Source organism: Bacteroides sp. MSB163 (assembly GCF_036416795.1).
Classification (GTDB): Bacteria; Bacteroidota; Bacteroidia; order Bacteroidales; family Bacteroidaceae; genus Bacteroides; species Bacteroides maternus.
The window spans coordinates 6,399,198-6,413,651 of sequence record NZ_CP143867.1; the positions used below are offsets into that span (position 1 = coordinate 6,399,198).

Here is a 14,454-nt window from a genome sequence, read left to right on the forward strand (position 1 = left end):
TATAAAAAATACAAGAAAATATGAAAAGTAAACTATTCACAGCAGCATTGGCTGCGTTGATGCTGTCATCTTGTACTCCTAAAGAGAACGGGTACTTTGACAACCTCCCACAAGAAGCCAACCCTATAGAAATCGGGAATAAAATTACGAATCGGTTTCTGGAGCAAGGACATTCGCAATATGGCAGCCCCTTACGTGTGAACGAACCAAGAACACAAATCACCTATCCGGATGTATGTACTTGGTTAGGAGGACTTTGGTTTGCTCAGGAAACAGATAACAAGGAATTGACAGAACGTCTGAAAGCCCGTTTCGAGCCCTTATTCACCAACGAGGCTTACTTGCAGCCGAAGCCGAATCATGTAGACAATAATGTCTTCGGAGCCGTGCCACTGGAACTCTACCTGCAAACAGGAGAAGAGCGCTATAAAACATTAGGCATGATGTATGCCGACTCTCAATGGGAATTACCAGCCAACTGGAAACTGAAAGAAGGCGAAGAACGTCAAAGCAGTATGTATGGAGACTTCAAAGATGCCGATATCTGCCAACCGGAACAAAAGGAATGGGCCGACAAAGGTTATTCCTGGCAAACTCGTTTTTGGCTGGACGATATGTATATGATCACCACTATCCAGGCGCAGGCCTATCGGGTAACGAACGACCGTAAATATATAGACAGAGCAGCTCGCGAAATGGTGCTTTACCTGGATTCAATACAGCAACCTTCAGGACTGTTCTATCACGCACCAACAGCCCCCTTCTGCTGGGGACGCGGTAATGGTTGGATGGCAGTCGGTATGTCCGAACTGCTCCGGATGCTTCCGCAAGACAATCCGGACAGAACAGAAATCATGAAAGGATATCTGAAAATGATGGAGAAGCTAAAAGATACGCAGGATGAGAATGGTATGTGGAAACAAGTAGTGGATGATATTTCCATGTGGGAAGAAACTTCCGGTTCGGCCATGTTCGCATACGCCATGATTACAGGTGTCAAGAAAGGTTGGTTACCTGCCGAAGAATACGGACCGGTAGCCCGGAACGCCTGGATAGCTTTAACCAAATATGTAAATGAACAGGGAGATGTGGAAGCCGTATGCGAAGGTACCATGCTGGGAGATAATAGTGAACACTACCGCAACCGTAAAGCTTTAACGGGAGATCTCCATGGACAAGCTCCGGTTTTATGGTGCGCCTATGCATTACTTGCCAAATAAAATCACGTTCTTTGCAAAGTAAAAACTAATCTCACAAAACATGAAAAACATAGTATTAATCACCGGATATTCTTTGCTGACAGCCTTTTTCTTGTGCACACCACCACTGTGTGCACAAGAAAAGGTACTCGACCGGATGACACGCAGTGAAGCCCGACAGGAAATCCTCCGACACACCGAAATCAAGGATCATGTTACTTTTTATCATAGTAACGATAAGGATATCTACGTTGTCTATGATCTGGTAAGCTCCGGCAATGAGGAGAAAATGCTTCAAGGCAAAACCATTCTATTAGGTATCCTGGATGCCTTCGAGTCCACCCGGAACCAATCCCGCCCCCTGGAAGTATCTTTCTTTGCCCGCGAGAAATTCTTCGATGCCATACGCATACTTAAAGAAAACAAACTGATGGACGCAGAACTCAGACAACTGTCCGAATCTCTTGTCAGTCAGATGAGTTTCTGCGAAGAACGCGGTCCGAACAACCGGGCAGCAAATTATGCCATGGGAGCACTGGCAACTGCCAGATTATTTCCAAAACACAAAGATGCCAAATTGTGGAAGGCTTATGCCGAAGCCGTATGGAATGACTGGTATGAACCGGGAGACAGTTATGAGCCTGCATATGTAGCTCATAATATTCCCCGCCTGATAGCTTTAGGTGTAAAGCTTGGCAAGCAGAAGGAATTAAAAGGAGATAAACTGAAACAGGTATATTACAAATTCAGAAACCATGTCAGTTCTTCCGGCCTGGTATGTTCTACAGGAGATGGAGAACCGTACGACCAGGAATCCTACGTAAAAGCTTTTGATGCCATTATGGAAGTCTGCCCCGACCCTACTATTTTATGGGCGCTTAAAAAAACGTATCTGGCTGGCAACATGAAAACCGGAAGACTTCCGGAAGAGGCTTTTGAAAAAGCTTATCCCCAATATGCAGGTATGGAAGCCAAAGCCCCGGAACTACAAGCTTCCGTGCAATGCCTTTTCCCTGCCACTTACCAAAGTAAAGATCGTCTGATACTGGCACCTTCACGCAAAGAAGGCGCTCCGTTTGCCCAATTCTGGATTCAGGATGATTGCAATGTCCTCTATCATGGTGGAATTTCCGACACACGTGGCGACCTGATACATTATGAAGTAGACGGCACTATGATCATTGCCGACAGAGGGCGCTATGAATGGCCGGCATGGAACAATACGCTACTGGTTTCCGAACCGGATGCGCAGTATCCTTTCCGTCAGACCACGGGAGTATATTCCGGACGATGGTATCATTCTTCCGCCAATATGCGGGTTACCCGAGGGTATATGCCTTCAAAACGATACACCATCAATTCCCAAAAATCTACCGATGTCCATTATGCACTGACTGACCAGAAGGCTCCTTATGGTTATATGTGGGGAAATCCGGAAGCTGTAGCCGGAAATAACGACCTAATAAACCTGCATGAAATCAGGTTGGAGTTTGCACTACTCCCTACCGAAGGAGAAGAATCAGTCGGTAAGGTATTTCCCGGAAGAACCTGGTTCGGAGGATATGAAAAGCGCAATGTATGCCCTTCGGATGTTCCCGTAGATATTTATATCAGTGACCTGTTCATTGCCGGAGATAAAGGAGAGAAAATACTGGTACCGTTTGATAAACTGACGGACAAGCTATCATTTGGTTTTGTTGCTCCCGACAAAACACAGCAATTCCCTGAAACGGAATTAGCCAAAGAGGATTATGGCATTGTAACCGATGCAGAAACGGGCAAACAGGTATTGCGCATCCGCATGAAGTATGGCCGTACGGTTCTCCGTATTAAAATGAATGAACAAGTTAATGTGAATGAAGATTATAGCCGCATCGGATTATCATATAAATACGTCACTCCCATCAAGGGTTGGACACGAGTACCCATCCTGATAGCCTTCAACGATAACGATATGAAACATAACTTACGCCTGGACCGTCAGCAAGGTGGTATTCTGACTGATGCCAAAGCTGAAAATAAGGCAGCTGACAGTTATGGTTCCGTATCTTATAAAGAAATCTGGACCCACGATTCATCCTGGAAAAGAAGCACTCTTCTGACAGAAGAAGGTTTTCTGATCGTATTGGATGAGTTCCTGCCGGGAAAAGCTGCTGATAAGCTGGTGGCGGGTCCGGTATGGCACGTCCCCTCCGCTCCCCGTTGCGGAAATTCGGATGGGGCTACAGCTGACTGGTTTGATGCTTCCCTGCTACATTACCCTGCACAAGCACGGGCTTTCACTGATAAATACGGTGAAGGAGACAAATGTCTGTTTATTGCTTTCGATGCACCGGCAGGATCGGAAAACGGAATTCAGTATCAGCCTAAACATTGGAAGAATGATGATTATGCAGTTTATAGCAAATGTCCGCTGGAGGCCGGAAAAACCACACGCTGGTTATCTGTCCTGGTGCCTCATTCCAAAGAAACGGATGCTATCAAGTTATCCCAAAACATAAAAATAAAAAATCTGGTAGATAAGGGTTATCAAGTAAATATTCAATGGAAAGAGCAGGGCAAAAGCCCTGTCAAGTTGGAAATAAAGATGGGTAACCGTGACGAATGGGAAGTAATACGCAATTAACAATAGAAGAATCATGAATATAAAATATCATTTCATAGCGAGCTGTTTCGTTCTGTCAGGAGGATTGGCAATGCTGACCGGTTGTAACCCTCCGCAGAGTTTAAAGGAATTTACCGTGGAGAATCCTTTAGATATAAATCGTGAAGACGAAGCACTGGTATTGACACGTGCCCAACTCAATCCGACAGAAAAGCTACTCAACCCTGTGATAACCAACGGACAGGGAGAATATATTCCTTGTCAGCTGGACGACCTCGACGGAGACGGAGAATGGGATGAGTTGGCGTTCGTATATACTTTTTCCCCTTCCGAAAAGACCCGCTTAAAAGTGGAATGGATTGCTCCGGAGAGATATCCGGTATTCGCCCCTCGCACGAATGTCCGCTATGGCAAGATGACCTCCCCCGGAATTATCGAAGAACTGTCCCGGGATGCACACGACAAACACAATCTTCCACGAGGAAGCGAGATGTATCCTTATCAAATGGATGGTCCTGTCTGGGAAAATGATAAAATGGGATTCCGGCAATACTTCGATGGCCGTAACTGTTGCGATGTTTTCGGTAAAAGAATATCTGAAATGGTGCTGGATACAGTAGGAATCAGTCCTGAAGGACATCCGGCAAATACATACCAGGTAGTACGCGAATGGGGATGCGACATTCTGAGTGCAGCCAACTCATTCGGTTTGGGCGGACTTGCCATGCAGACTCCGGATAGCCTGGTACGTATGGGTGTCCCCGCAAGTTATACAGAAGATGTTATCGACTCCACTTACTACGAGCTGGTTACAGAAGGACCGGTCCGCTCCATCATTCGCTTGACATATAAAGGATGGCAAATAGAAAATAACAAGATAGATCTTTGCGAAGAGATCAGTATATGGGCAGGAAAATATGGGTATGAAAAGAGAATCAGCACCACTACCCTACCCGGCAATTACTTCCTGGTGACCGGCATTGTCAATAACCTGAATACGCAACCTTTCACGGAAGAAGAATATGAAGGAAAACAGTATGCCATGCTCACCCATGACAAACAGACCGTAAACGGAAGCTTCTATTTCGGCATGAGTTTATTGATACCTGTTGACAATCTGGTAGAAACCTTCCATACACCGGAAGAAAACGCAGATATTATAAAAACCTGGTGCGTCAAAATGAAACCTGACGCAAACGGACTCTACAATTACCGGGCTTATGCAGCCTGGGAGTTGAGAGACAAACAGTTCCGGGAACGGGAGACATTCATCAACCTGATAGCCCATGAGGCATTATGCATCAATCATCCCATTATCATTCAGCTATGAAGAAGTTACTGATCAGCTGTCTGGTCTTTTTAGGCGGTTTCATTTCAGCTCATGGGCAAATTTATACAGGAGCTGCCTATTATCCGGAACATACCGATAAAGAGCAGGTTGAAAAGGATGCACGCCTCATGGAGGAAGCGCATTTCAACATAGCCCGGATGGGTGACTTCGCCTGGCATAGCATGGAATCTAAAGACGGGGTCTTTACTCTGGCATGGTTAGATCATGCTATCCAGACACTGTCACAGCACGGCATACAATCTCTGTTATGTACCCCTACTGCCGCCATACCCAAATGGATGCACGATGCACACCCCGACATTATGATCATGGGAGCAGACGGCCAGAGAAAGCCCTATGGACGCCGGCGTCATGCCTGTCTCAACAACGAGGATTACCGCCAATACTGCACTCGCATTACACACACCTTGGCAGAACGCTATAAAGACAATAAATCCGTCATCGGATTTCAGATAGACAACGAGCTGGCCACCGAAGAGCCCTATTGCTATTGTCCTGAATGCCTGAAAAAATTCCAGTTATGGCTGAAGAAAAAATATCAGACTATAGAAGCCTTAAATAAGGCCTGGGGAACCGTCTTCTGGAGCGAAACATTAGATAACTTCGAACAGGTATGGTTACCCCGCAGGATGGATAATCCGGGCATTTATCAGGATTATCAACGGTTTTATTCGGATGTGGCATTGGAATTCTTCCGTATGCAGCGGGATGTGGTTAAGGCCGTGGCTCCCGGCATGACAGTGACAACTAATATCGGAGGAAGCGGCTTTGTGACCACCATGAACCTCTATGAACTGGCAGATGAATGCGCTGTCCTGTCATTCGACAATTATCCTGTAAATGTGACTTTGGAACATCTCTATGGGAATGATATCGGACACCCTTTTGATCCTGCCATGACATCTTTTGCCATGCAAATAATACGGGGAGGCAAATCACGGCCTATATGGGTGCCGGAAGCACAGATCGGACGTACGGCCCTTACACAAAAGGAGATCGTAAAAGAGGGATATCCCCGTTTATGGAACCATCAGCAACTGGCTTACGGATGTCGTTTATCCACTTTCTTCCCCTTCCGTTCTTTCGATTCCGGGCACGAGCATCTGATGGCAGGAGTCATGGAATCCGATAACGTAAAGCGAAGTAAATTCTACGAAGCACAACAAACAGCCAAGGAATTACAAGAGATTTACGCCCGGACAGGTGAAATGTTGCCAGTGGCTAAAGCTGCGGTAATCCGTGATTTCCAAGTGGATTGGGCTTTCGAGAATGGCTATACATTCTGCCCCGACCTTAAATACCTGCGTGAAGTATATAAGTACTATCATGCGCTGCGCTCTCAATCAATTATGGCAGATGTTATCTCATCTCAGGCGGATTTGACCGGTTATAGTCTGATCGTAGTGCCTTATCTGGCCATTGCTTCTCCCGATTTTTGCAAACGTCTGGAAGAAGCCGCCCGGCAAGGTGCGACAATTTTGCTAACTTGTATCAGCGGTGTGCGTGATATTCATCTGCATAAAACGGATGCTTTAGTCACCACCCCTCTGCAACAACTGGCAGGCATCGAAGTGAAAGGTCAGGAAGCACTGTTCGGACGAAAAAGTAATACTTTAACTTATGGAAATCAGACCGGGCAGTGCCAGTTCTGGTTCGACCAAATAGAAGTGAAAACAGCTTCTCCGACAGCTTCATTCAGTGGAAATTACTTTAAAGGCTATCCCGCCATTACTTGCAACAAATATGGAAAAGGAATCGTGTACTACGTGGCTACCGTACCTGAACAAAGCATTGTAGACAAACTTATGAAAGAAACTGTCAGTTACTCTTCCATAAAGATTCCGGCTCAATGTAACCATCCGCTGGTAGAGATTGCCGAACTGAAAGATACCAACGGTAAGCAATATATTTATATCATTAATTTCTCAGATAAAGACCAGACTATAGAATTCAAGATTCCGGTTCTGAACATCATGACAGGAAAGAAATATCCTGTATCTGCCTCTGTCAAGGCGATGGATTATTTATTAGTACAAGTAAATCAATAATTTTATACCATGAAAAAGAATTTCATCACATGTGTAAGCTTTTTGAGCATTATGTCGCTCTTTTCTTGTTCGTCAGAAAAAGAATTTAATAGATGGGGAGACAAACTTACCCAATATGTAGTAGAAGAATATATGCCTGCAAAGGACTATATATGGAACTGGAACGAAGCCGTATTCTTGAAATCCGCCGTTGTACGTTGTGAGAATAATATGGATAAAGACTATTTATTTCCATACATACAAACAGCTGTCGACTCCACTTTCGGGGATGCCAACGGTCATCATCCGAATGCTGTTATCTCCGGATTAGGACTGGCCTATCTCGTACAGACCACCGGTGAAAGCCGATACAAAGACAAAGCTTATGAGATTTTCGAACAATACAAAAATATCCCCAGAGCCACCAACGGAGGTGTATCCCACAGAGAAGAAGTGATTGAATTATGGGATGATACCGTATATATGGTAGGTGAGTTCCTGATGCAAATGTACAAACTGACAGGTAACAAAGAGTTCCTTCTGGAAGCCATCTCCCAATTGAAAAAGCATGCGGAGAAACTGGAAGATCCGGAAACCGGTCTCTGGTATCATGGTTGGGACAATGATACGATTCCTTCGCAGGACCCCTGCTGCCAACCCGGTTGGGCGGAAAATCCAAACCGCAGAAACAATGAGTTCTGGGGACGCGGTAATGGTTGGATTCTAATGACTCTGGTAGATTTAATGGAGCTTCTTCCCCAAAATGATGAGAACTATCCGTATCTGGAAGCATCTCTCACACAGAAACTCAATACATTATATCCATTGCAGGATGAAAAGACGGGACACTGGTATCAATTGCCCATCTATCCGGGAGAAGAAGGAAACTTTATAGAAAGCTCAAGTACTGCCATGTATGCCTATGCCGCCGCAAAAGGTATTGCACTGGGAATATTACCCGCTGACAAGTATATGCCTATGATAGACCGTGCTTATGCCGGCTTGGAAGCAAACAGTCTGCAACCTGTAGGGAAGTACCTGAAAATGAAAAACATTTGTGACGGTACTTGTATTGGTGATAAAGATTATTATTACAACAGAGGTATTGTAGATGGACGAGCCTATGCTTTTGGAATAGCTACCATGTTCTATGATCAATACCATCAGCTGACAGCAAAGTAGGTTTTGCCCATTAGCAACATACAAATCAAACAATAGCTGAAGTGCCCTCTGGGACGTGTAAGCAACAGTTCAAGACTGATCCTACCATCAATGCCAATGATGCCTATCATCAATGGCATTGATGGTGGACATCATCGGCATTGATGATAGCCTCTGTCATAGGGGAAGTTCTGTTCATCGATTTGCCTATACCGGCACCCCCCTTACCTCATCTGATTTATAACAGTATCACAATAAGCCCCTCTCCTTCAGCAAGACCGCATAAACTCTGTCAGTGGAGTGTATGCTGTTCATTAAGACAGAAAACATTTTTGAATAACAGCGCACACGTTAGCCCTAAACTTTTCCTAATTCTCCCCTCCTTCGTGCCATTATATGAAAAATGTTTCGTATTTTTGCTCCCAAATTGTGTTAATGTACAACGAAATGAATGTATTAGAACTAAGTGAACAGGAAATCATTCGACGTAATAGTATGAATGAACTTCGCGCGATGGGCATCGATCCCTATCCCGCTGCAGAGTATGTAACCAATGCTTTCTCCACTGATATAAAAGCAGAATTCAAAGATGACGCTGAACCTCGCAAAGTATCCGTAGCCGGACGTATGATGACACGCCGCGTGATGGGCAAGGCTTCATTCATTGAATTGCAGGACTCTAAAGGTCGCATTCAGGTATATATTACCCGCGACGATATCTGTCCGGGAGAAGACAAGGATCTCTACAACACTGTATTTAAACGCCTGCTCGACTTAGGCGACTTCATTGGAATCGAGGGTTTTGTATTCCGTACCCAAATGGGTGAAATCAGTATCCATGCCCAAAAGCTGACTGTACTGGCAAAATCCATCAAACCGTTGCCTATTGTAAAATACAAAGACGGTGTAGCTTATGACTCCTTTGAAGATCCCGAACTCCGCTATCGTCAACGTTACGTTGACCTTGTAGTGAATGACGGCGTAAAAGAAACATTCCTGAAACGTGCCACGGTTATTAAGACCATGCGTGCCGTACTGGACGAAGCCGGCTACACAGAAGTGGAAACTCCGATTCTGCAATCCATCGCAGGTGGAGCAAGCGCCCGTCCTTTCATCACTCACCACAACTCACTGAATATGGATCTGTATCTGCGTATCGCTACCGAGCTTTACCTGAAACGTCTGATTGTAGGTGGCTTCGAGGGTGTATATGAAATCGGAAAGAACTTCCGCAACGAAGGTATGGACAAGAATCATAACCCGGAATTCACCTGTCTGGAACTGTACGTACAATATAAGGATTACAACTGGATGATGAGTTTCACCGAGAAATTGCTGGAACGTATCTGCATTGCCGTGAACGGCAGCGAAGAAACTACCATCGACGGTAAGACCATCAGCTTCAAGGCACCATACCGCCGCTTGCCCATCCTGGACGCTATCAAGGAAAAAACAGGTTACGACCTCAATGGCAAGAGTGAAGAAGAAATCCGCCAGGTCTGCAAAGAACTGAAAATGGAGATTGACGACACCATGGGTAAAGGCAAATTGATAGATGAAATATTCGGTGAATTCTGCGAAGGCACTTTCATTCAGCCTACTTTCATTACTGACTATCCTGTTGAAATGAGTCCGCTGACCAAGATGCACCGCAGTAAACCGGGATTAACCGAACGTTTTGAACTGATGGTGAACGGTAAAGAGCTTGCCAATGCTTATAGCGAGCTGAACGACCCCATCGACCAGGAAGAACGTTTCAAAGATCAATTGCGATTGAGTGAAAAGGGAGACGATGAAGCTATGTTCATCGACCAGGATTTCCTGCGTGCCCTGCAATTCGGTATGCCTCCCACATCAGGTATCGGTATCGGCATTGACCGTCTGACAATGCTAATGACAGGCAAGTCGTATATTCAGGAAGTATTGTTCTTCCCGCAAATGCGCCCCGAAAAGATCACTCCGAAAGATGCTCCCTCCCAATATATGGAACTGGGCATTGCCGAAGACTGGGTACCCGTTATTCAGAAAGCCGGCTACAACACAATAGAAGATATGAAAGATGTGAATCCGCAAAAACTGCACCAGGACATTTGCGGTATTAACAAGAAATACAAACTGGAACTGACCAACCCGTCGGTAAACGACGTAGAAGGCTGGATTGAGAAAATTAAGAATTAAAGAATTAAAAATTAAATAAGAAGATTAAAGATCGAATGAGGGAAAGGAGTTTCCTTTCCCCTTTTAATTTTTAATTATTAATTATTAATTTCGATATGAAACTACCCGGAAAGATAGCCATAATGGGCGGAGGAAGCTGGGCTACAGCCATTGCAAAAATGGTACTTGCTCAGGCTGAGTCGATTAACTGGTATATGCGACGAGATGATCGCATAACCGATTTTAAACGACTGGGCCATAACCCTGCCTACCTGACGGGCGTCAAATTCGACATGAAGCGCATCAACTTCAGCTCTAATATCAACGATGTAGTAAAAGAGTCTGACACGCTGATATTTGTCACCCCCTCCCCCTATCTCAAAGCTCACTTGAAGAAGCTGAAAACGCGGATACGGGATAAATTCATCATTACTGCTATAAAAGGAATCGTACCCGATGACAATCTGATTGTATCGGAGTACTTCACAAAAGAATACGGCGTTCTACCCGAAAATATTGCTGTACTGGCAGGTCCCTGCCATGCGGAAGAAGTAGCCTTGGAACGTCTCTCTTATCTCACCATCGCTTGTCCGGACACAGATAAAGCATGTACCATCGCTCGCCGTCTGGCCAGTTCATTTATCAAAACATCCGTCAGCAACGACGTAGCCGGCATAGAATATAGTTCTGTGCTGAAAAACGTGTATGCCATTGCCGCCGGTATCTGTAGCGGTCTGAAGTACGGTGATAACTTCCAGGCGGTATTGATATCCAACGCCGTGCAAGAAATGAACCGTTTCCTGCAAACAGTACATCCGCTGAACAGAAACGTAAATGATTCTGTTTATTTAGGTGATCTGTTGGTGACAGGATATTCCAACTTCAGCCGTAATCGCACGTTTGGTACAATGATTGGTAAGGGGTATTCTGTAAAAAGCGCGCAAATAGAAATGGAGATGATTGCCGAAGGATATTACGGTACAAAGTGTATCAAGGAAATCAACAAACATCACCATGTCAATATGCCGATACTGGATGCTGTCTATAACATTCTGTACGAACGCATTTCACCCATGATAGAAATCAAGTTGCTGACTGATTCGCTAAGATAATCTCTCCCTTAACTCCTTCCGCAAAGAGGAGAATAAAGTCAGAGTTGCGATATAAAGAAAAGAATATTATAAATAAATCTTATAAACCAAAAGTAACTCAAGCCTACCTTTTCCACAGAGAAGGGGACGGGTAAGAGGCTTTTAAAACCTAGAATATTATGATTAGTTTGAACATCGAAAAGACTTTTGGATTTATCTCCAAAGCATCTGTTGCTGCTTACGAAGCTCAGGTAAAAGCTGCGCAGGAAGCATTGGAAAACGGTACCGGAAAAGGTAATGACTTCCTGGGCTGGTTGCACCTCCCCTCATCTATCAGCCAAGAGCATTTGGCCGACCTAAAAGCTACTGCACAAGTTTTGCGCGACAACTGTGAGGTAGTGATCGTAGCCGGCATCGGCGGAAGCTACCTCGGCGCACGTGCAGTCATCGAGGCTTTATCAAACAGCTTCACTTGGTTGCAGGAAAAGAAAACTGCTCCTGTAATGATCTATGCAGGACACAATATCAGCGAAGATTATTTGTATGAACTGACTGAATTCCTGAAAGACAAAAAATTCGGCGTCATCAATATCTCCAAATCCGGAACTACCACCGAAACCGCTCTCGCTTTCCGTCTATTGAAAAAGCAATGTGAAGACCAGCGTGGTAAGGAAATGGCAAAGAAAGTTATCGTTGCCATCACAGATGCCAAGAAAGGCGCTGCCCGCGTCACTGCTGATAAGGAAGGTTACAAATCATTCATTATCCCCGATAATGTGGGAGGACGCTTCTCTGTACTGACTCCGGTTGGTTTATTGCCGATAGCGATAGCTGGTTTCGACATCGAGAAATTAGTAACCGGTGCCGCTGACATGGAAAAGGCTTGCGGTGTGAATGTTCCGTTTGCCGAGAATCTGGCTGCGCAATATGCTGCTACCCGTAACGAGCTGTACAAGAATGGCAAGAAGATCGAAATCCTTGTAAACTTTTGCCCGAAACTGCACTATGTAAGCGAATGGTGGAAGCAATTGTACGGAGAATCCGAAGGTAAGGAAAACAAAGGTATTTTCCCAGCAGCTGTAGACTTCTCTACTGACTTACACTCTATGGGACAATGGATTCAGGAAGGTGAACGTACCATTTTCGAAACCGTAATATCTGTAGAAAACGTAGACCACAAGCTGGAAGTACCTTCTGACGAAGCAAATCTGGACGGTCTGAACTTCCTCGCAGGTAAGCGCGTGGACGAAGTAAATAAGATGGCTGAACTGGGTACTCAGTTGGCTCACGTAGATGGTGGTGTGCCCAACATGCGTATTATCATCGAGAAGCTGGACGAATACAATATCGGTCAGTTACTTTACTTCTTTGAAATAGGATGCGGTATCAGCGGTTATCTGCTGGGCGTAAATCCGTTCAATCAACCGGGTGTAGAAGCATACAAAAAGAATATGTTTGCATTGCTGAACAAACCGGGATATGAAGAAGAGTCAAAAGCTATTCAGGCAAGACTTTAAGAAAGAGTCAGTTAACCATATATAAACGAGGTGTGGATGAGTTTAATCATTCACACCTCGTTTTTTTATTGTATCTTTGCAACCATAAAACAATAGGTATTATGTTTCAAGAAGCTATTTCCCGCTATCTTCAGTCCAGCGGGTACTCAAAAATTCAATTGAAATCCGTTCTTTTCGATATGGACGGCGTATTATTCAATTCCATGCCTTACCATGCCGATGCCTGGCATAAGGTAATGGAACGCCATGGATTGCACTTGAGCCGTGAAGAAGCTTACCTGCATGAAGGACGAACCGGAGCTGCTACTATCAATATCGTCTATCAACGGCAATACGGAAAAGATGCCACTCCCGAAATGATACAGAGCATTTATGCAGAAAAGAGTGCAGAATTCAACAGTAACCCCGAACCGGAACGCATGCCCGGTGCATGGGAAGTACTGCAGAAAATAAAATCGGATGGACTGATACCGATGGTGGTCACCGGTTCCGGACAACACTCATTATTAGACCGTCTGTCGCATAACTTCCCCGGTATGTTCCGTCGCGAACTAATGGTGACTGCCTTCGATGTGAAATATGGGAAACCACACCCGGAACCTTACCTGATGGCTTTACAAAAAGGAGGATTAGCCCCCAATGAAGCTATCGTAGTAGAAAATGCGCCTATGGGCGTACAAGCTGGTGCAGCAGCAGGTATATTTACAGTAGCTGTCAACACAGGTCCCATCGACGGACAGCTCTTACTGGATGCCGGAGCAAATGTATTATTCCCGTCTATGCAGGATTTTTGCGACAATTGGGAGAACTTACGTAAAGCGTTCGAATAAAGAAATCGGACGCTTTTTTATTTATGGAAAAGAAAATATTTTATCTTAATAGTTCACTGATCTTTTTCCTTAAATTTAACTTTATTATTTCATCAGGTTTTAACTCAAGCTCTATCAAAATCTTGGCAGTAGAGAGTTTATAAGCTTCATTTCCCCTATCATAATTCATCTGTTCTTTATCGATAGAATAGAGCAGGGCAAAATCATAATCCAAAGCTTTTGAAACATTATATAAAGTATCCGTATCAATACTTTTTCGTGTCAACATATAGTCAACACTCTGAGGCTTAACTTGCAGTCTTCTTGCAAGTTCAGCCTTTGTCACCAGTTTTTCAACCATGACATTTTTTATAACTTCACCGATGTATATAGTAGTCTTTTCCATTTCTATGAAGGTACGATTTATTATCCAAACCTAGAGGAAGTGAAATAAAAATTTATCTGTCCTGTAATACCTATTTATTCACAATTCGCTTGTTTTATCAAATAAATTGTGATACTTTTGTCGCAGAATGA

10 protein-coding genes are annotated in these 14,454 nt (G+C 44.4%); 9 read left to right on the top strand and 1 reads right to left on the bottom strand.

Annotated features, from left to right (window positions below):
* Positions 1 to 20: 20 nt before the first annotated feature.
* The 9 genes from VYM24_RS25170 to VYM24_RS25210 all read left to right on the top strand — a co-directional run bounded on the left by VYM24_RS25170 (position 21) and on the right by VYM24_RS25210 (position 13,938).
* The gene (locus VYM24_RS25170) at positions 21 to 1,220 is read left to right on the top strand and encodes a glycoside hydrolase family 88/105 protein (RefSeq protein WP_330941146.1); all 1,200 of its coding nucleotides are present in this window, start codon (positions 21 to 23) and stop codon (positions 1,218 to 1,220) included.
* Positions 1,221 to 1,260: 40 nt separating this feature from the next.
* A complete protein-coding gene (locus VYM24_RS25175; RefSeq protein WP_330941147.1) occupies positions 1,261 to 3,825 on the top strand; it encodes a hypothetical protein in 2,565 nt (854 codons plus the stop codon).
* Between the two features lie 13 nt (positions 3,826 to 3,838).
* Positions 3,839 to 5,134, top strand: coding sequence for a DUF4861 domain-containing protein (locus VYM24_RS25180; protein WP_330941148.1), 1,296 nt, complete (start codon positions 3,839 to 3,841; stop codon positions 5,132 to 5,134).
* Entirely contained in the window at positions 5,131 to 7,203 is a 2,073-nt protein-coding gene (locus VYM24_RS25185) for a beta-galactosidase (RefSeq protein ID WP_330941149.1), read from the top strand. Before VYM24_RS25180 ends, VYM24_RS25185 begins: the two co-directional genes overlap by 4 nt.
* A gap of 9 nt (positions 7,204 to 7,212) precedes the next feature.
* On the top strand, positions 7,213 to 8,364 hold the full coding sequence (locus VYM24_RS25190) for a glycoside hydrolase family 88/105 protein (RefSeq protein WP_330941150.1): 1,152 nt from the start codon (positions 7,213 to 7,215) through the stop codon (positions 8,362 to 8,364).
* Positions 8,365 to 8,790: 426 nt separating this feature from the next.
* Positions 8,791 to 10,521, top strand: coding sequence for a lysine--tRNA ligase (lysS, locus tag VYM24_RS25195; protein ID WP_330941151.1), 1,731 nt, complete (start codon positions 8,791 to 8,793; stop codon positions 10,519 to 10,521).
* A 95-nt stretch (positions 10,522 to 10,616) separates the two neighbouring features.
* Positions 10,617 to 11,612 carry an NAD(P)H-dependent glycerol-3-phosphate dehydrogenase gene (locus VYM24_RS25200; protein ID WP_330941152.1) on the top strand — a complete coding sequence of 332 codons (996 nt, stop codon included), beginning with the start codon at positions 10,617 to 10,619 and terminating at the stop codon, positions 11,610 to 11,612.
* 158 nt (positions 11,613 to 11,770) lie between these two features.
* Positions 11,771 to 13,108 carry a glucose-6-phosphate isomerase gene (locus tag VYM24_RS25205; protein WP_291554804.1) on the top strand — a complete coding sequence of 446 codons (1,338 nt, stop codon included), beginning with the start codon at positions 11,771 to 11,773 and terminating at the stop codon, positions 13,106 to 13,108.
* A 101-nt stretch (positions 13,109 to 13,209) separates the two neighbouring features.
* Positions 13,210 to 13,938 carry an inorganic diphosphatase gene (locus VYM24_RS25210; protein ID WP_291554801.1) on the top strand — a complete coding sequence of 243 codons (729 nt, stop codon included), beginning with the start codon at positions 13,210 to 13,212 and terminating at the stop codon, positions 13,936 to 13,938.
* Positions 13,939 to 13,978: 40 nt separating this feature from the next.
* On the opposite strand, the gene VYM24_RS25215 is transcribed toward VYM24_RS25210, so the two are convergent.
* Complete coding sequence (locus VYM24_RS25215) at positions 13,979 to 14,323, bottom strand: helix-turn-helix domain-containing protein (RefSeq protein WP_034754569.1); 345 nt, start codon at positions 14,321 to 14,323, stop codon at positions 13,979 to 13,981.
* Positions 14,324 to 14,454: the final 131 nt, after the last annotated feature.

Bases quoted from the DNA above. Each gene is read 5' to 3' on its own strand.
- VYM24_RS25170 (WP_330941146.1), top strand. From the start codon at position 21: ATGAAAAGTAAACTATTCACAGCAGCATTGGCTGCGTTGATGCTGTCA.
- VYM24_RS25190 (WP_330941150.1), top strand. From the start codon at position 7,213: ATGAAAAAGAATTTCATCACATGTGTAAGCTTTTTGAGCATTATGTCG.
- VYM24_RS25210 (WP_291554801.1), top strand. From the start codon at position 13,210: ATGTTTCAAGAAGCTATTTCCCGCTATCTTCAGTCCAGCGGGTACTCA.
- VYM24_RS25175 (WP_330941147.1), top strand. From the start codon at position 1,261: ATGAAAAACATAGTATTAATCACCGGATATTCTTTGCTGACAGCCTTT.
- lysS (WP_330941151.1), top strand. From the start codon at position 8,791: ATGAATGTATTAGAACTAAGTGAACAGGAAATCATTCGACGTAATAGT.
- VYM24_RS25180 (WP_330941148.1), top strand. From the start codon at position 3,839: ATGAATATAAAATATCATTTCATAGCGAGCTGTTTCGTTCTGTCAGGA.
- VYM24_RS25200 (WP_330941152.1), top strand. From the start codon at position 10,617: ATGAAACTACCCGGAAAGATAGCCATAATGGGCGGAGGAAGCTGGGCT.
- VYM24_RS25185 (WP_330941149.1), top strand. From the start codon at position 5,131: ATGAAGAAGTTACTGATCAGCTGTCTGGTCTTTTTAGGCGGTTTCATT.
- VYM24_RS25205 (WP_291554804.1), top strand. From the start codon at position 11,771: ATGATTAGTTTGAACATCGAAAAGACTTTTGGATTTATCTCCAAAGCA.
- VYM24_RS25215 (WP_034754569.1), bottom strand. From the start codon at position 14,323: ATGGAAAAGACTACTATATACATCGGTGAAGTTATAAAAAATGTCATG.